The sequence below is a fragment of the Blastococcus sp. Marseille-P5729 genome (assembly GCF_900292035.1).
In the GTDB taxonomy this organism is placed as follows: domain Bacteria; phylum Actinomycetota; class Actinomycetes; order Mycobacteriales; family Antricoccaceae; genus Cumulibacter.
The window spans coordinates 408,635-426,259 of the sequence record NZ_OMPO01000002.1 but is presented as its reverse complement, the minus strand read 5'-3'; the positions used below and the strand labels follow the sequence as shown (position 1 = coordinate 426,259).

Here is a 17,625-nt window from a genome sequence, read left to right as displayed (position 1 = left end):
GGAGCAGCTATGAGCTCGCGTATCCGTGTCGTCGTTGCCAAGCCCGGTCTCGACGGGCACGACCGAGGAGCGAAGGTCGTCGCCCGAGCGCTACGCGATGCCGGCATGGAGGTCATCTACACCGGCCTGCACCAGACGCCTGAGCAGATCGTCGAGACGACCCTGCAGGAGGACGCGGACGCGGTCGGGCTGTCGGTCCTCAGCGGTGCGCACATGACCCAGTTCCGCCGGGTCGCCGAACTGCTCAAGCAGCAGGACGCCGAGGACGTCGTCATCTTCGGCGGCGGGATCATTCCCGAGGAGGACCTTGCCGAGCTCGACTCGATCGGCGTCAAGAAGGTCTTCACCCCCGGCGCGACGACCGAGGAGATCGTCGGCTGGGTGAGCGAGAACGTCACTCGCGACTAGCGCCGTCATCCGCTCTCGATTTGCGGTGGGTTCGTCAGGGGTAGTCGGGAGATATCCCTGAGCAACCCACCGCAGAAGCACGGGTGCGGGACGCCGGGGGCGACCACCCGTGCCTGACCCCGGGTGTGGCCCATCTCGCCGCACCTGGGGTCGTTGCGCTCACGGCGGGACGATAGCCTCACGGATAGGCCTGTGGCCACGTCCGGTTCAGGTCAGGGACTCTCATGCGCGTGATGCGCGAGTAGGAATGGACGCACAGTGGATCTTTTCGAGTATCAGGCTCGTGACCTGTTCGCCAAGTACGACGTACCGGTACTTGGCGGCGGCACGGCCGAAACCCCAGAGCAGGCCAAGGAGATCGCCACCAAGATCGGCGGTCAGGTGGTTGTGAAGGCCCAGGTGAAGACCGGCGGCCGCGGCAAGGCCGGCGGCGTCAAGCTGGCCGACACCCCCGAGGAGGCCGAGGCGCGCGCCACGGACATCCTGGGCATGGACATCAAGGGCCACACGGTCCACAAGGTGCTCGTGGCCGAAGCCTCGGACATCGCCGAGGAGTACTACTTCTCCTACCTGCTCGACCGCACCAACCGGACCTTCCTGGCGATGGCCTCGGTCGAGGGCGGCGTGGAGATCGAAGAGGTCGCCAAGAACAACCCCGAGGCGCTGGCGAAGGTCCCGGTCGATGCGACCAAGGGCGTCGACGCCGAGCTCGCCAAGCAGATCGTCGCGCAGGCGAAGTTCCCCGAGGATGTCGCCGACCAGGTCGCTGACGTGATCCAGAAACTGTGGACCGTCTTCGTCAAGGAGGACGCCACCCTCGTCGAGGTCAACCCGCTGGTCAAGGACCCGAACGGCAAGATCATCGCCCTCGACGGCAAGGTCACCCTCGACGACAACGCCGACTTCCGGCACGAGAACCACGCCGAGCTGCAGGACAAGTTCGCCGTCGATCCGCTGGAGCAGAAGGCCAAGGAGCTCGAGCTCAACTACGTCAAGCTCGATGGCCAGGTCGGCATCGTGGGCAACGGCGCCGGGCTGGTCATGTCGACCGTCGATGTCGTCGCGTACGCCGGTGAGAATCACGGGGGCGTGAAGCCGGCCAACTTCCTCGACCTCGGAGGCGGCTCGTCCGCGGAGGTCATGGCCAACGGCCTGGGTCTGATCCTGTCCGACCCCGACGTCCGCTCGGTGTTCGTCAACGTCTTCGGCGGCATCACCTCCTGCGACACCGTCGCCAACGGCATCGTCACCGCGCTGGGCCAGCTCGGCGACAAGGCGACCCGCCCGCTCGTCGTCCGACTCGACGGCAACAACGTCGAGGAAGGCCGCCGCATCCTCGACGAGTTCAACCATCCGCTGGTGCAGTTCGTCGACACGATGGACGCCGCCGCCGACAAGGCCGCCGAGCTCGCGGCCGCTGGCAAGTAAGGGATCAGGACAACAGACATGGCTATCTTCCTGACCAAGGACAGCAAGATCATCGTCCAGGGCATGACCGGCTCCGAGGGCATGAAGCACACCCGCAACATGATCCGCAACGGTGCCACCATCGTCGGCGGCGTGAACCCGAAGAAGGGCGGCCAGAGCGTCGACTTCGAGGGCACCAGCGTCCCCGTGTTCGCCACCGTGAAGGAGGCCATGGAGGCCACCGGCGCCGACGTGACGGTCATCTTCGTGCCGCCGGCCTTCGCCAAGGCTGCCATCGTGGAGGCGATCGACGCCGAGATCCCGCTCGCCGTCGTCATCACCGAGGGCATCCCGGTGCACGACACCACCGAGGCCTTCGCCTACTCGCAGGGCAAGAAGACCCGCTTCATCGGGCCGAACTGCCCCGGCGTCCAGACCCCCGGCTCCTCGAGCGCCGGCATCATCCCCAACATCAGTGGCCCCGGCAAGATCGGCCTGGTCTCCAAGTCCGGCACGCTGACCTACCAGATGATGTACGAGCTGCGTGACTACGGCATCTCGACCGCCGTCGGCATCGGCGGCGACCCGGTCATCGGCACCACCCACATCGACTGCCTGGAGGCGTTCGAGGCCGACCCCGAGACGGTCGCGATCGTGATGATTGGCGAGATCGGCGGGGACGCCGAGGAGCGAGCCGCGGACTTCATCAAGGCCAACGTCACCAAGCCGGTCGTCGGCTATGTGGCGGGCTTCATGGCCCCCGAGGGCAAGACGATGGGCCACGCCGGCGCGATCGTCTCCGGCTCGGCCGGTACCGCTCAGGCCAAGAAGGAGGCCCTTGAGGCCGCGGGCGTGAAGGTCGGCAAGACGCCGTCCGAGACCGCGGAGCTCATGAAGGAGATCATGAAGAACCTGTAGCCGCCGGCTACGGGAACCGAGAAGGCACCGCGAACGTCCAAGCAGTGGCGCAAGCGGTGCCTTTTCGTTGCCAATGCGTTGCGCGTCAATCGGCGTGCGGTGCACGTGAACAGACGGTCTTTGGCATAGTGTGAGCGCTGGAAACTGGTGACGCGCCGAGTCGTTGCCTTGATCGTCAGACTTTCTCAGAAGGGTTAGCGATGTCTTATCCGAACGGTGGCCAGCCGGGCGAGCAGGGCCAGTGGGGCCAGCCGCAGGGTGGCCAGTGGGGCCAGCCGCAGGGCGGCCAGCAGACCTGGGGCCAGTCCGCGGCCACCGGGTTCAACAACGCGAAGACCAACTCCGGATTCGACGCCAAGAACGTCCGTCCCGGTCAGTGGATCGCACTCATCCTCCCGCTGTTCTCGATCCTGGCGATGTCGCTGAACTTCGTTGGCGGAGGCACGGAGACGGAGACTGCGTACGGTCAGACCTACAGCTACGACATCCCGGGGTTCTCTGCCTGGAACTCGGGACTGTTCGTCTTCATGTTCATCCTGTTCGTCTTCGCGGCGATCGCCGCGGCGGTCGAGTTGTTCGTGCCGTCGCTCAACCTGCCGTTCCCGATGGCCTTCGTCACCGGCGGTCTGCTCGCGCTCGGTGCGCTCCTCGGTCTGATCGAGTGGCTGACCAGCCTGGACGCCGTCGACCTGTTCAGCATCGGCGCCTGGCTGGTGCTGCTGGCGATCCTCGCCGCGATCGCGGGCGCGGTTCTGGAGATCATGTACGCGCTCAAGCAGCCCAAGACCGGCGGCAACGCCAACGCGCAGTGGGGCCAGCCGGCCGGCCAGGGCCAGTGGGGCGCACCGGCCACCGGCGGGCAGCCCGCCGTCCAGCAGGACCAGTGGAGCCAGCCGCAGACCGGTGGCCATGCCGCGCAGCCGCAGGGCCAGTGGGGCCAGCCGAATACTGGCGCTCACCCGGCGCAGCCGCAGCAGGGCCAGTGGGGCCAGAACCCCCAGCAGGGCCAGTGGGGCCAGCAGGGCTAACCCCGCACCTTTCGCAACCGCACAGCACAACCGTCCGACGCCGGACGGTTGTGCTGTGCGGTTTCGGGCGACAGCGCCCGAAACCGGCACACCTCAACGGTCCGGAATCAGCGGCCGTTCGTCACCGAGCGGACGGGCGCCGGACCGTTGACGCTGGCGTGAGGTCGAGTGCTCCTCGGCGTGGAGGCTTGGTGAATCGGCCCGCCTCTGTGAGGCTTTTCTGGTGAGCGCCCAGACTTCCCCCACCGTGCCCGCGCAGGGCCGGACGGAAGGCAACCGGGTCGTCTGGGGCGCCGTGTCCGCGCTCGGGGTGGTGGCGGCCGGTCTGGTGCTGCTCATCGCGCTGAGCCTGGTCTCCTGGGCCGTCGACCGGCCGATCGGTGCCGGTCCGCTGGACGCCGCCCGGGTCGCCGTCCAGGCCTGGTACCTCGCGCACGGGGTCGGCCTGCCGGTGTCGTGGGGGACGCTGTCCGTGCCGCCGCTGCTGATCACCGTCCTGATCGCCGTGTTCTTCTACCGCTCCGGACGTAGCGCGGTGCGCGCGTGCGCCTTACGCGCCCCGATGCAGATCGCCGAGTGCACGGCCGCCATGGCGATCACCTACACGACGGCCGCGATCCTGCTGACCGAGCTCGCCTATCCCGGCCCGGAACTGCTGTCGATCACGGAGGTCGCCATCGCCGCGGGCGTGATCTCCGTGCTCGCGCCGCTGGCCGGGATGCTGCGCGAGAGCGGGTACGGCGCCCGCATCGTCTCGGCGCTACCGGGCCCGTCGTACGCCTACTGCCGCGGCGCGCTGGCCAGCCTCTGGACGCTCGCGGCGGCGTCCGCGCTCGTCATCGCCTGCTCGGTGGTGATCAGCTACAGCGAGGCCAGCGCGATCACCGCCTCCCTGGCGCCGACCGGGCTCGGCGGGCTGACCGTTGTCGGCATCAGCATCGCCTACCTGCCCAACGCGATGCTGCTGACCACCGCGCTGGGCAGCGGCGCCGGCTTCGGCCTGGGTGCCGGTTCGGTCTACTCCCTGACCGCCGTGCAGCGCGAGCCGCTCCCGGCGTTCCCACTGTTCGCGGCGCTCCCGCAGTCGACCGGGCTGCTGACCTGGCTGGTCGCGCTCGTCCCGCTCTCTGCCGCCGTCGTCGGCGCGCTGACCATGACCCGCAACCTCGAGCGTGAGCACCGCACCCCCCTGAACCTGATCGGTGGGACGGCGATGGGCAGCCTGCTGACCGCGGCCGCAGTGCTCGGTGCGGCGGTCGTCGCCGCCGGCAGCCTGGGCGACGGGCGGCTCGCCGCGGTGGGCGCCGCGCCGCTGCGTACCGGGCTGTGGCTGCTGGGCATCCTGCTGGTCGCCGGCGGGCTCACCGCGTTCATCGCCACCGCGAAGGCGCTCACCCCGGCCGCTGCCGCGCGGCGTAGACGAGCCCTGTCGGTCATCGAGACCACCGCCGACCTGACCGCGAACGAGGGTGACGAGGTGGAGGAGATCGAGCCCGCGCCGTCCCGCGGACCGGTCATCGCCTCGAAGCTGGCGATGCGGCGGCTGGCGCGGACGGGCAAGTTCGCTGCCGCCCGCAAGCGGCAGCAGGCCTCGGAGAAGCTGGCCGGCGCGGCCGTCGCGGTCTCGGCCGCCGAGCCGCCGCCGTCGCCGTCCGGGGCCAAGCGGACCCCGTCGTCCTCGCTGAGCGTCGTCAAGCGGCTGAACGAGCAGCGGGCCGCCAAGGCGGTCGCCAACGACACCGGCCGACCGCTCACCGGGGAGCGGGAGCCTTCCGGCGCGGGGGCCACGCTGGTACGCCGTACCGGCTGACGGCCGCCCACCCGCGAACGACGTGCGGCAGGCCGCCGAAGGACGCCGTGGGCGTGGCCACACCGGCCCGGCCACTATCATCGGAAGCCGTGCCCGAGAATCCACCTGACCCGCTGCGCCTCGTCGTGCTGGTCTCCGGTAGCGGCACCCTCCTGCAGTCGCTGATGGACGCTTGCGCCGACCCGGCGTACGGCGCCCGCGTGGTCGCCGTCGGTGCCGATCGCGACCAGATCGCCGGGTTGCAGCGCGCCCAGGACGCCGGAATCCCGGCGTTCGTGCACCGCCTGAGGGACTACGACACGCGCGAGAAGTGGGACGCCGCCCTGACCGACTCGGTCGCTGCGCACCGGCCCGACTGGGTGGTGAGTGCCGGGTTCATGAAGATCGTCGGACCGCACTTCCTCGGCCGCTTCGGCGGGCGGATGATCAACACGCACCCGGCCCTGCTGCCGAGCTTTCCGGGCGCCCACGCCGTCCGCGACGCCCTGGCACACGGCGTAAAGGTCACCGGCTGCTCGGTGATCACCGTCGACGAAGGAATCGACACCGGCCCGATCCTCGCGCAGCGCGCCTGCGAGGTGCGCGCTGACGACACCGAAGAGTCCCTGCACGAACGCATCAAGGTCCTCGAGCGCGACCTGCTGGTCGAGACCATCGCCTCCTTCGTGCGCGCCCGCACCTGAACCCCACCGCCAACACCACCGCATCCGAACCCACCGCACGGAGCACTGAGAGGTCACTCATGGACAAGATCGCGATCAAGCGCGCGCTGGTCAGCGTGTACGACAAGACCGGGCTTGCCGAGCTCGCTGCCGGGCTGAAGGACGCCGGGGTCTCGATCGTCTCCACCGGGTCGACCGCGGGCATCCTGAAGGACGCCGGCGCCGACGTCACCGAGGTCGCCGACCTGACCGGCTTCCCCGAGTGTCTCGACGGCCGCGTAAAGACCCTGCACCCGAAGGTGCACGCCGGAATCCTCGCCGACCGCCGGCTCGACTCTCACGTGCAGCAGCTCGCGGACCTCGACGTCGAGCCCTTCGACCTGGTCATCTGCAACCTCTACCCGTTCACCCAGACCGTCGCCAGTGGCGCCTCGCCGGACGAGTGCGTCGAGCAGATCGACATCGGCGGCCCGTCGATGGTGCGTGCGGCCGCCAAGAACCATCCCAGCGTCGCCGTCGTCACCTCGCCGGAGCAGTACGGCGAGCTGCTGGACGCCGTCCGCGGCGGTGGGTTCACCCTCGGGCAGCGCAAGCGACTGGCGGCCATGGCGTTCGCGCATACCGCGGCGTACGACGCGGCGGTCTCGACCTGGTTCGCCAGCTCCTACGCGCCGGCCGACGACAGCGGCTTCGCGGACTTCATGGCCCGCGCGTGGCAGCGCTCAGACGTCCTGCGGTATGGCGAGAACCCGCACCAGAAGGCTGCGGTCTACACCAGCGACGAGCCGGGCATCGCGCACGCGAAGGTGCTGCACGGCAAGGCCATGTCGTACAACAACTACGTGGACGCCGACGCGGCCCGGCGGGCGGCGTACGACTTCCGCGAGCCCGCGGTCGCCATCATCAAGCACGCCAACCCGTGCGGCATCGCGGTCGGCGGTGACATCGCCGAGGCGCACCGCAAGGCGCACGCCTGCGACCCGCTGTCGGCCTTCGGCGGGGTCATCGCCGCGAACCGCCCCGTGTCGGTCGAGATGGCGAAGCAGGTCGCCGAGATCTTCACCGAGGTGCTCATCGCTCCCGGTTACGAGGACGGCGCGCTAGAGGTGCTGCAGGGCAAGAAGAACATCCGCCTGCTCGAGCTCGGCCCGGTCGAGGGCACGGTGCTGGAGCTGCGTCCGATCTCCGGTGGCGCGCTGGTGCAGCAGGCGGACGCGATCGATGCGCCCGGTGACGAGGCGGCCGCCTGGACCCTGGCCGCGGGGGACGCCGCCGACGAGGCGACCCTCGCCGACCTGCAGTTCGCATGGCGTGCGGTGCGGGCGGTGAAATCCAACGCGATCCTGCTGGCCTCCGGCGGCGCCACGATCGGCGTCGGCATGGGCCAGGTCAACCGCGTCGACTCGGCCAAACTGGCCGTCGAGCGCGCCGGCGACCGGGTGAGCGGGACCGTTGCGGCATCCGATGCCTTCTTCCCGTTCGCGGACGGCTTCGAGGTGCTGGCGAAGGCCGGCGTCCGCGCCGTCGTCCAGCCCGGCGGATCGGTGCGCGACGAGGAAGTCATCGAGGCCGCGACCAAGGCCGGCGTCACGATGTACTTCACCGGCACCCGCCACTTCTTCCATTAGCGGCGATCTGCGGGGTGAGCACGCTATCGTGCTCCGCTGCCCCGCAGAACGTGCCGCCGCGGCGGGTCGCTACTTGCGGCTGAAGCCGACCAGGGCGCCGATGAGGGTCGGGACGCAGGCCAGCAGCAGCATCCAGGTGGTGAACCCGGCGTTGTCGAAGACGCCGGTGCCGGCCACGATCACCACAGCCAGTGACGCGATGAGCATCAGGATGCCCAGCGTCATGCCGGTACGGGCGGGGCCCGCGTGCCACTTCGGCGCGAACATCTGCGCGCCGGCGGCGAGCGCGCCCAGCCCGCACAGGAACACGAGGATGATGGCGGCCGCGAGCACGATCGCGTTGGTCTCGCCGGTCTGGAAGGCATCGATCGTGCCGGCCAGCGGGATCTGGCTGCCGCCGCTCGGGACCACCCCCGCCAGCACGCCCATCAGCCCGCCGATGATCAGCAGGATCCCCGCGAGCGGGTTCGGCTTCGGTTCGGTGGCCAGCCGCTCCTGGCCGGGGGTGAGGATGCGGTCGCGGTCGACGTACGCCTCGCGGTCGCCCGGGCGGGAGTACGCCGGGTCGCGCGGGGCGCGATGGTCTGCGCCGTAGGGGTCGCGGTGGTCGGCGGGATAGCCGCCGCGGTAGGGATCGTTCGGGTTGGTCATCATGCCTCCCGTAGGTCGGTCCGGACGCCGGAAGACGCGGCATCCACAGTCAGTATCTTCGATGCCACCGCCGGTTCGTGGACGAACGGCGAATTCGGGCGCGTGACTCGACCGTGACAGAATGGGCGCATGAGCGCGACGATCCTCGACGGCAAGGCTGCGGCGGCAGCGATCAAGGACGATCTGAAGCAGCGGGTCGAGTCGTTGCGTGCCAAGGGCATCACGCCCGGACTTGGCACAATCCTGGTGGGGGACGACCCGGGCAGCCACGCCTATGTTCGGGGCAAGCACCGCGACTGCGCGGAGGTCGGTATCGCCAGCATCCGCCGCGACCTGCCGGACGACGCCTCCCAGGACGACGTGATGAAGGCAGTCGCCGAGCTCAACGCCGATCCGGCGTGCACCGGCTACATCGTGCAGCTGCCGCTGCCCAAGGGCCTGGACGCCGACGCCGCCCTCGAAGCGATCGACCCCGAGAAGGACGCTGACGGCCTGCACCCGGTCAGCCTGGGCAAGCTGGTGCTCGGGATCGACGGCCCGCTGCCGTGCACGCCGCGCGGGATCGCCGACCTGCTGCGGCGGTACGACGTCCCCCTCAACGGGGCGAACGCCGTGATCGTGGGCCGCGGCGTGACCGCCGGACGGCCACTGAGCCTGCTGCTGACCCGCAAGAGCGAGAACTGCACCGTCACCATCTGCCACACCGGCACCAAGGATCTCGCTGAGCACACCCGCCGCGCCGACATCGTCGTCGCCGCGGCTGGTTCGGCCGGACTGATCACCGCCGACATGATCAAGCCGGGCGCTGCAGTGGTCGACGTCTCGGCGAACCGTACCGATGCCGGGCTCGTGGGCGACACCAGCCCGGACGTCCGCGAGGTCGCGGGCCATCTCGCGCCGATGCCCGGCGGCGTCGGACCGATGACCCGCGCGATGCTGCTGCTCAACGTCGTCGAGGCGGCCGAGCGCGCGGCCAGCTGAGTCATGCCGGCACCGCCCGTCTCGCGCACGGCCGGCCACCGGATGGCCTCATGGCGCGGAGGTCTGCGTAGGCAGGCGCTCTACATCATCGTGTGGCTCACCCTGCTGACTGGGCTGATCCTGGTCGGGCTGGGGCAGTGGCGCAAGGGCCTGCTGGTAATGGGCACCTCGATGGTGCTCGCGGGCGTGGTGCGCGCGCTGCTGCCGGGCCGGCTCACCGGTTGGCTGGCGGTCCGCAACCGCACGTCGGATCTGGTGTTCTGCCTGCTGTTCGGCGCCGCGCTGATCACGACGGCGATCGTCGCGCGCGGGGAGATGTAGCGGCCGGCGGTCGCTCGACGGCTGAGACATAACTGGCGGTCGCGCTAGGAGACGGCCTAGATGTAGCCGGCGGCGGTCGCTAGGGGACGGCGGGGCAGACCCGGGTCTGCAGACTGGTCGGCGCGGTCGGCGTCGGCGAGGGGACCGTGCAGCCCGTGGGCACCAGCGCGCGATCGTCGTTGACATAGGTGCGGTAGTACAGCGCCTCGGTGCCGTCGGCCTGCACGAGATGCTCGGTGCTGATGAGGTCCAGGACGCCGTCCTCGTTGAGGTCGACGTCGGTCGTGGCCAGCGAGGGGCCGACGGCGGCGCCCTCGATCATGCCGGTCAGCTGGCTGGCGACCATCCGCATGTCGATCGTGGCGATCGTCTCGGGTCCGACGATGACGGTCATCAGGCAGTTGGCCAGCCCACAGGTCAGCGACTGGAAGCTCGCGGAGTGCTCGTCCTGCAGGCTCCAGACCGTCGGCTTGCCGTCGGCGGCGGTGGTCAGGACGTGGATCTCGGGCTGCTCGGCGTACTTCTGGTAGATCTCGACCGTGGCGTTGCTGAACTTCTCGGTGTGCACGAGCGCGCACTGCCCGGCGGCGACGCAGCGGTCGATCTCCTCCTTGGTCAGGGCGTACGGCGCGGGCGCCTGGTGCTGTTCTGGAAGCGGTGCGATCGAGGCGGGCGTGGGCTCATCACCGGCCTGCGGTGCGGGATCCTGCGCGCGAATCACCATCACGACGGCGGCCAGGCACAGCGCGACCACGGCGACGCTGGCCGCGATCACCCGACGCCCCATGATGCCTCCGCTGTCCGTGGGTCATTACCAGAAGAGCTCTGGTACGTCCATTGTGCCTGTGACTTTGTGGATTGCGCGTCCGTTTAACGCCAAGACTTCGCGAACCGATACCAGGATGTAATCTCCGTCACTCGACCGATTCTTGCGACGCCGAGCGGGCTGTGCTTTCACCCGGCCGAGCGGGCTGTGCGTTGGCCCGGCCACTTCAGTATGCCCGCGTCGTGGGGTGGAATGATGGCGAGAACGTTGCGCGCCGATCGCGCGCGGTGGAACTGATGCACCCGCACTCGAGGAGAGAGCATTGAGCACATCAAAGATCGTGTGGACCAAGATCGACGAGGCACCGGCGCTGGCGACCTACTCGCTGCTTCCGATCGTTCAGGCCTTCACCAAGGGCACTGGCATCGAGGTCGAGACCAGTGACATCTCGCTCGCGGGGCGCATTCTGGCCCAGTTCCCCGACCGGCTCAGCGATGAGCAGCGGATCGATGACAACCTCACCCGGCTCGGCGAGCTCGCCAAGACCCCCGAGGCCAACATCATCAAGCTGCCGAACATCTCGGCGTCCGTGCCCCAGCTCAAGGCAGCGATCAAGGAGCTGCAGGGGCAGGGCTACGACATCCCCGACTACCCCGAGGTGCCGAAGACCGACGAGGAGAAGCAGGTCAACGCCGCGTACTCCAAGGTGCTCGGCTCGGCGGTGAACCCGGTACTGCGCGAGGGCAACTCCGACCGCCGCGCACCCCAGTCGGTGAAGAACTTCGCCAAGAAGAACCCGCACCGTCTCGGTGCGTGGAGCAGTGACATCAAGGCGCGGGTCGCCGACATGGCAGAGGGTGACTTCTACGGCAACGAGAAGTCGGTCGTGATGGACGCTGCCGACGAGCTGACCATCGCCATCGACGGCAAGGAGCTCGGCAAGGTCAAGGTGGACGCCGGCGAGATCGTGGACGCCACCTTCATGAGCGCCGCCGCGTTGCAGCAGTTCTACCGGGACCAGATCGCCGCGGCGAAGGACGAAGGGCTGCTGCTGTCGCTGCACCTGAAGGCCACGATGATGAAGGTCTCCGACCCGGTGATGTTCGGGTACGCCGTCAAGACCTTCTTCGAGCCGGTGTTCGACAAGCACGGCGCCACCTTCGACGAGCTCGGCGTGAATCCCAACCTGGGCCTGGGCGACCTGCTCGCCCGCCTCGACAAGCTGGACGCTGAGAAGAAGGCCGAGATCGAGGCCGACATCCAGGCCTGCTACGACGAGCGCCCCGCGCTGGCGATGGTGGACTCCGACAAGGGCATCACCAACCTGCACGTGCCCAGCGACATCATCATCGACGCCTCCATGCCGGTCGTCATCCGCGATTCGGGTCAGATGTGGAACGCCGAGGGCAACCAGCAGGAGACCCTCGCGATGATCCCGGACCGCAGCTACGGGCCGATGTACGACGCGGTGTTCGACGACTGCAAGGCCAACGGGGCGTTGGATCCTGCCACCATGGGCTCGGTGCCCAACGTCGGCCTCATGGCGCAGAAGGCCGAGGAGTACGGCTCGCACCCCACCACCTTCATCATCGAGGACGCCGGCACGGTGACCGTCACCAACAGCAAGGGCGAGACGCTGATGGAGCACCAGGTCGAGGCCGGCGACATCTGGCGCATGTCACGCGTGAAGGACGTCCCGGTGCAGGACTGGGTGAAGCTCGCGGTCACTCGTGCTCGCGCGACCGGCGCCCCGGCCTGCTTCTACCTCGACGAGAACCGCGCGCACGACGCCAACGTGATCGCCAAGGTCGAGAAGTACCTGAAGGACCACGACACCGACGGCCTCGAGATCGTCATCAAGTCGCCGGTCGAAGCGATGAAGTACTCGCTTGAGCGGATCCGTCGCGGCGAGGACACCATCTCGGTCACCGGCAACGTGCTGCGCGACTACCTGACCGACCTGTTCCCGATCCTCGAGCTGGGCACCTCGGCGAAGATGCTGTCCGTCGTCCCGCTGCTGGCCGGCGGTGGCCTGTTCGAGACCGGCGCGGGCGGCTCGGCCCCCAAGCACGTGCAGCAGTTCGTCAAGGAGGACTACCTGCGCTGGGACTCCCTCGGTGAGTTCTCCGCGCTCGGTGCCTCGCTGGAGCACATCGCCGCGCAGGGCGGAAACGACAAGGCGCAGGTGCTCGCCGACACCCTCGACGAGGCGATCGCGAAGTTCCTCGACGAGAACAAGTCGCCCGCGCGCAAGCTCGGCTCGATCGACAACCGCGGCTCGCACTACTACCTCGCGCTGTACTGGGCGCAGGCGCTCGCGGCCCAGTCGAAGGACGCCGAGCTCGCCGAGCGCTTCGGCAAGGTCGCGGCCGACCTCGCCGAGAACGAGGCGAAGATCAACGAGGAGCTGATCGGCGCGCAGGGCAAGCCGGTCGACATGGGCGGCTACTACCGGCCGGACGACGAGAAGGTCTCCGCGGCGATGCGCCCGTCGGCAACGCTGAACGGGATCATCGACGGCATGTAGGCCTGCCAACCGTTGAATAGTGCCGGTTTCGGGCCACATCCCGACATCGCCCGAAACCGGCACTGTTTAATCGTCCGGGTGGTGCTAGAAACGTCCCATGACTCTTCCCGCGCCCGAGCCTGAGTGGCTCGCCCACGCTTATCGGCGATTCGCCGTCGAGCAGCCCGATCGCCCGGCGGTCACCGACGCAACCACCGGCACCACGGTGACCTGGAAGGAGCTCGTCGATCGGGCCGAGCTCGCCGCACGGGGCATGGCCGCGCGGGGCGCGAAGCAGGGCGATCTGGTGACTATCGCGCTCTGGAACAGCGTGGACTTCGTCGTCGCCGACCTCGCCACCTGGTTCGTGGGCGCCACCCCGCAGCCGCTGTCGCAGAAGCTCGCGGTACCGGAGTTCCAGGCGATCCTGGAGATCGCCAAGCCTGCCGTTGTCGTCGGTGACGAGGCGCTCTCGGAGCACTTCGGCGCCGAGATGGTCAGCGTGGCGCATCTGGAGCGGGACGGCGCGGCGTACGACGGCGAGCTGCCCGACGTCCTCGCGCCGTCGCTGAAGGCGCCGACGTCCGGCGGGTCCACCGGCCGGCCGAAGATCATCCTCTCGGGACTGCCGGCGATCGTGGACGACGCGGGGCTGGAGATCTGGCGGATCGACAACGACACGGTCTCGCTGGTGTCGGCGCCGATGCACCACAACGCGCCGCACATGGTCATGTACCAGACCCTCGCCCGGGGCGGACACGTCGTCCTGATGGACCGCTTCGAGCCCGAGCAGGTACTAAGCAATATAGAGAAGTACCGATGCACGCTGCTGTACGTCGTCCCGATCATGATGCGGCGGATGTGGAACCTGCCCGAGAAGGTGCGCAGCCGGTACGACATCTCCAGCATCGAGACGGTGTGGCACATGGGCGCCCCGTGCCCAGCGTGGCTCAAGGAGCACTGGATCGAATGGTTCGGCGCCGAGCCGATCATGGAGCTGTACGCCGGCACCGAGTCCCAGGCGATCACGGTCATCAACGGCGTCGAGTGGCTAACCCGGCGCGGCTCGGTCGGTCAGGTCGTCTCGGGGGAGATGGTGGCGCTCGACGAGGACCATAACCCGGTGCCGACCGGGACGCCGGGCGAGCTCTGGATGCGCCGTACGCCGGACAAGGACGAGACCTATCACTACGTCGGCGCCGATGCCAAGCTCCTCGACCGCGGTGACGGGATCGTCTGGGAGTCGCTCGGTGACGTCGGCCAGTTCGACGACGACGGCTTCCTCTACCTGCACGACCGCAAGACCGACATGATCCTCGTCGGCGGCGTGAACGTCTTCCCGGCCGAGATCGAGGCCGCGCTCGACAAGCATCCGGCGATCACGTCGTCCGCGGTGATCGGGCTGCCCGATGAGGAGTACGGCAACCGGATCCACGCGATCGTGCACGCCGATCCGGGCACCGACCTCGACGACGTGCACCGGCATCTGGTCGAGCACCTGTCGCCGCACAAGCGCCCGCGCACCATCGAGATCAACGACGAGCCGCTGCGGGACGACGCGGGCAAGGCCCGCCGCAGCGCCCTGCGCGCCGAACGCCTCAAGATATGACCGATTTGGAACGAATCCCTCTTTGAGGGGGCGGCACGTTCCAGAATCGGGCTCAGGTCTCGCTCCTGAAAACCAACTCATCTGCCATGCCTGGGACCAGGACTTAGCGCGAGTCATAATGAGCAAGTGAGAACTACCGGGGCGAAGGTTGTGGTCACAGCTGCGATCACGACATTGATCCTGGCCGGCTGCGCTGGCACCGGTAAGGGCACCGGGCCGGAAGCGACTTCCTCGGAGCAGACCGTGACCGTGCCGGCTGCGCCGTCGGAAGCGACGATCGTCGCCGGGGGCGACATCCTTCCGCACGAGAACGTCTACGGTGCCGCCAAACAGCCATCGGGCGATTACGACTTCACCGAGCTCTTCTCGGGGATCACGCCGTTCATCGAATCGGCCGACCTGGCGCTGTGCGCTATGGAGGTGCCGATCGCGCCCCCCGGCGAGAAACCGTCGGCATATCCCGCGTTCGGCGTCCCCGAAGGGATCGCATCCTCGCTAAAGAGCAGCGGATGGGATGGCTGCTCCACCGCGACAAACCACTCGATGGACCGCGGGTTCCCGGGCATCACTGCCACCATCGATGCGTTCACCGCGAACGGGCTCGGATGGGCCGGAACCGCACGGACAGCGGACGAGGCGGAACAGATCCAGTTCTACGTGCTCGACACTCCCGCTGGTGCGGTGCGCATCGCGCATCTGGCGGCCACGACGCTGACGAATGGATACCAAGCACCGGACGGTATGCCGTGGGCGTGGAATGTCATCGGGGATCTCGGCCCAGGCAGCGTGAACGATGTGATTGACGATGCGGCCACTGCCCGCCAGCTAGGTGCCGACATCGTCGTCGTGTCTATGCACTGGGGTACCGAGTATGTCTCGGCTCCGATCGCCGAGCAGACGACGATCGGCGCGCACCTGGCCGCGTCGGGCGAGGTGGACCTGATCCTCGGCTCACACTCCCACACGCCCCAACCGGTCGAGCAGCTCCCCGGCGGGCCCGGGGGCCGCGGCACGTGGGTTGTCTGGTCGATGGGCAACATGATTTCCGGCCAGACGATCAAGAATTTCGGCTACCGAGTCACCACGGGCCTGCTGGTGACCGCAACGGTAGAGATACCGGTGGACGGCAAGCCTTTCGTCTCGGGTGTCGAATGGACAGCGGTCACCGGAGAAATGCCGCACGGCAGCGCGATCTATCTGCTGCACGAGCTCGCCGGTGGCACCAAGACCTCCGCATTGAGCGACACCGAGATCGCGGCCCGTGAGCAGGCGACCTATCCGGTGATGGGTGCCGATGGCTCCACGCAGCGCACCGACTATCCCACAGGCGACGGCGAGTTCTCCGGGCCAGAACGACAGTAGCGCGGTATGGGCGATCGGCGTACTCCGGCAGGCGTTCTCAGAAGCCCGCCGGGCTGATGACAGCATCGAGCGTTGCTCCGCGTAGCCAGACGCTCCTTCGGCGGCGAGTGCACTTCGGTGATGTCCCTCAGCGGCGGCGGGTCGCCTTCTGCGCGTAGCTCTCCAGCCGGGTCCCGAGGACGCCGAACTTGGCCAGCTTCACCGGGCTGTCGGTGAACAGCGCCCGCATCATGGCGGTGAACATGCGGTACTTCTTGGCTGTGTAGGGATACCAGTTCGCCTCGAGCTTGTCGCCGTCCTTGTCGACGATCACCGACTTGAGGTTGCTGAACGCGCGCAGCCCGTGCACGCCCTTGTAGCGACCCATCCCGGACTGGCCCACGCCGCCGAACGGCAGCGCCTGGGTCGCCTCGGTCGCCATCACGTTGTTGATCGACACCCCGCCCACGCGCAGCGCCCGGGCGACTCGCTCGGCGCGGTCGGCGTCGGCGCTCCAGACGCTCGCCGTCAGGCCGTAGACCGAGTCGTTAGCACGCTGGATGACCTCGACCGGGATGAGATGCTCGGCGGCCCGCGTCAGGATCGCCCGACCGGTCCGGATCGAGCCGGTGAACATGATCTGGTCGGGGCGCTGGTCGATCACCTGGCGGCCGACCTCGGCGTCTCCGTACACGACCTGCACCCAGTTCGGCGCGATGGCGGCGCTCTCGAGCAGTGACTCGACGAGCCCGGCCAGCGGCGTCCACTCGCTCGGCTTTAAGACGACGGCGTTGCCGGCGGACAGCGCCTGCACGATCGGGACGATTGCCTGGAAGAACGGGTAGTTCAAGGGAGAGATCACCAGCAGGACGTCGCGTGGTTCGTACCAGATCCGCGACTTCTTGCCCATCAAGGCGATCGGCGTCGGCACCTTCTCGTCTGAGAGCGCGTCGGCGGCGTTCTTCTCGCACCAGCTGATCGCGTCGAGGTCGCCGAAGATCTCCGACATCAGGATGTCCGAGCGCGCCTTGTGCGTCTGCTCGGCGACGATCGTGATGTCTCCTCCTGTCGCTCCAGGGTCGCCGCCCGCAGCGCGGGGAAGCGCGCTACTCGTTCGTCGGGGGTGAGCGCGCGAAGCGAGATCGCACCCGCGCGGGCGCGCTGAACCACACCCTCGACCGTGGCGCCGTGCCCCTCGGTGGATGGGTAGGTCACGTGCTGTTCCTCTCGCTCAGGCTCTGCTCGTAGGCATCGTCGTCGATCATTGCGCCATAGCCGATGCGCTCGTGCACGCGCCCGATGCCCAGGTCGGCCCAGTAGAGGCTGTGCACGACGCCCTTGATGCCGATGTTCGCCAGGCGTAGCAGCGCCGCCACAGGCGCGGGCGCCGAGTCGGCAGCGGACGACGCGGCGACAAGCACCCGGATCAGCGGCGAGGGCAGGACGGCGCACGCGTCGAGCAGGCTCAGCAGGCTGCTCCGGTCGGCCTCGTGCATGTACGGCAGCATCTCGTCGATCCCGGCGTCGGCGCCCGCCGCCCCAGAACAGCTGGCTGGAGCCGGCGACCTCGTGCCGGGGGTAGTCGCGCC

Annotated in this window: 15 protein-coding genes and 1 pseudogene; 12 read left to right on the top strand and 4 right to left on the bottom strand. The window is 68.5% G+C overall.

Features of this window, described 5'->3' with window-relative positions:
* The first annotated feature begins 9 nt into the window (after positions 1-9).
* The 7 genes and pseudogenes from DAA40_RS10495 (at position 10) to purH (ending at position 7,861) form a co-directional block, all read left to right on the top strand.
* Entirely contained in the window at positions 10-408 is a 399-nt protein-coding gene (locus tag DAA40_RS10495; protein ID WP_106849674.1) for a cobalamin B12-binding domain-containing protein, read from the top strand.
* 255 nt (positions 409-663) lie between these two features.
* Positions 664-1,836 (top strand): annotated as a pseudogene (gene sucC / locus DAA40_RS10490) (ADP-forming succinate--CoA ligase subunit beta); the annotation flags it as partial.
* 18 nt (positions 1,837-1,854) lie between these two features.
* On the top strand, positions 1,855-2,733 hold the full coding sequence (gene sucD, locus DAA40_RS10485; RefSeq protein ID WP_106849672.1) for a succinate--CoA ligase subunit alpha: 879 nt from the start codon (positions 1,855-1,857) through the stop codon (positions 2,731-2,733).
* A 200-nt stretch (positions 2,734-2,933) separates the two neighbouring features.
* Entirely contained in the window at positions 2,934-3,761 is an 828-nt protein-coding gene (locus DAA40_RS16890) for a hypothetical protein (RefSeq protein WP_106849671.1), read from the top strand.
* 223 nt (positions 3,762-3,984) lie between these two features.
* The gene (locus DAA40_RS10475; protein WP_158716377.1) at positions 3,985-5,571 is read left to right on the top strand and encodes a DUF6350 family protein; all 1,587 of its coding nucleotides are present in this window, start codon (positions 3,985-3,987) and stop codon (positions 5,569-5,571) included.
* 89 nt (positions 5,572-5,660) lie between these two features.
* Positions 5,661-6,254, top strand: coding sequence for a phosphoribosylglycinamide formyltransferase (gene purN, locus DAA40_RS10470; protein ID WP_199849699.1), 594 nt, complete (start codon positions 5,661-5,663; stop codon positions 6,252-6,254).
* A gap of 59 nt (positions 6,255-6,313) precedes the next feature.
* Positions 6,314-7,861, top strand: coding sequence for a bifunctional phosphoribosylaminoimidazolecarboxamide formyltransferase/IMP cyclohydrolase (purH, locus tag DAA40_RS10465; RefSeq protein WP_106849668.1), 1,548 nt, complete (start codon positions 6,314-6,316; stop codon positions 7,859-7,861).
* 69 nt (positions 7,862-7,930) lie between these two features.
* Here the strand turns inward: purH and DAA40_RS10460 are convergent, their stop codons facing one another.
* A complete protein-coding gene (locus DAA40_RS10460; RefSeq protein WP_158716376.1) occupies positions 7,931-8,512 on the bottom strand; it encodes a hypothetical protein in 582 nt (193 codons plus the stop codon).
* 129 nt (positions 8,513-8,641) lie between these two features.
* On the opposite strand from DAA40_RS10460, the gene DAA40_RS10455 reads away from it, so the two are divergent.
* Both DAA40_RS10455 and DAA40_RS10450 read left to right on the top strand, forming a co-directional pair.
* A complete protein-coding gene (locus DAA40_RS10455) occupies positions 8,642-9,493 on the top strand; it encodes a bifunctional methylenetetrahydrofolate dehydrogenase/methenyltetrahydrofolate cyclohydrolase (RefSeq protein ID WP_106849666.1) in 852 nt (283 codons plus the stop codon).
* A gap of 3 nt (positions 9,494-9,496) precedes the next feature.
* On the top strand, positions 9,497-9,814 hold the full coding sequence (locus tag DAA40_RS10450) for a DUF3017 domain-containing protein (protein WP_106849665.1): 318 nt from the start codon (positions 9,497-9,499) through the stop codon (positions 9,812-9,814).
* Between the two features lie 79 nt (positions 9,815-9,893).
* On the opposite strand, the gene DAA40_RS10445 is transcribed toward DAA40_RS10450, so the two are convergent.
* Positions 9,894-10,601, bottom strand: a complete 708-nt coding sequence (locus DAA40_RS10445; protein WP_158716375.1) for a hypothetical protein — start codon at positions 10,599-10,601, stop codon at positions 9,894-9,896.
* 301 nt (positions 10,602-10,902) lie between these two features.
* On the opposite strand from DAA40_RS10445, the gene DAA40_RS10440 reads away from it, so the two are divergent.
* The 3 genes from DAA40_RS10440 to DAA40_RS10430 all read left to right on the top strand — a co-directional run bounded on the left by DAA40_RS10440 (position 10,903) and on the right by DAA40_RS10430 (position 16,057).
* Entirely contained in the window at positions 10,903-13,107 is a 2,205-nt protein-coding gene (locus DAA40_RS10440; RefSeq protein ID WP_106849663.1) for an NADP-dependent isocitrate dehydrogenase, read from the top strand.
* A gap of 97 nt (positions 13,108-13,204) precedes the next feature.
* The gene (locus tag DAA40_RS10435; RefSeq protein ID WP_106849662.1) at positions 13,205-14,695 is read left to right on the top strand and encodes an AMP-binding protein; all 1,491 of its coding nucleotides are present in this window, start codon (positions 13,205-13,207) and stop codon (positions 14,693-14,695) included.
* A 126-nt stretch (positions 14,696-14,821) separates the two neighbouring features.
* Positions 14,822-16,057: a CapA family protein gene (locus tag DAA40_RS10430; RefSeq protein ID WP_158716374.1), complete on the top strand. Its 1,236-nt coding sequence runs from the start codon at positions 14,822-14,824 to the stop codon at positions 16,055-16,057.
* 127 nt (positions 16,058-16,184) lie between these two features.
* Here the strand turns inward: DAA40_RS10430 and DAA40_RS10425 are convergent, their stop codons facing one another.
* Both DAA40_RS10425 and DAA40_RS10420 read right to left on the bottom strand, forming a co-directional pair.
* The gene (locus tag DAA40_RS10425) at positions 16,185-17,087 is read right to left on the bottom strand and encodes an aldehyde dehydrogenase family protein (RefSeq protein WP_255413597.1); all 903 of its coding nucleotides are present in this window, start codon (positions 17,085-17,087) and stop codon (positions 16,185-16,187) included.
* A 160-nt stretch (positions 17,088-17,247) separates the two neighbouring features.
* A complete protein-coding gene (locus tag DAA40_RS10420) occupies positions 17,248-17,532 on the bottom strand; it encodes a hypothetical protein (protein WP_158716373.1) in 285 nt (94 codons plus the stop codon).
* Positions 17,533-17,625: the final 93 nt, after the last annotated feature.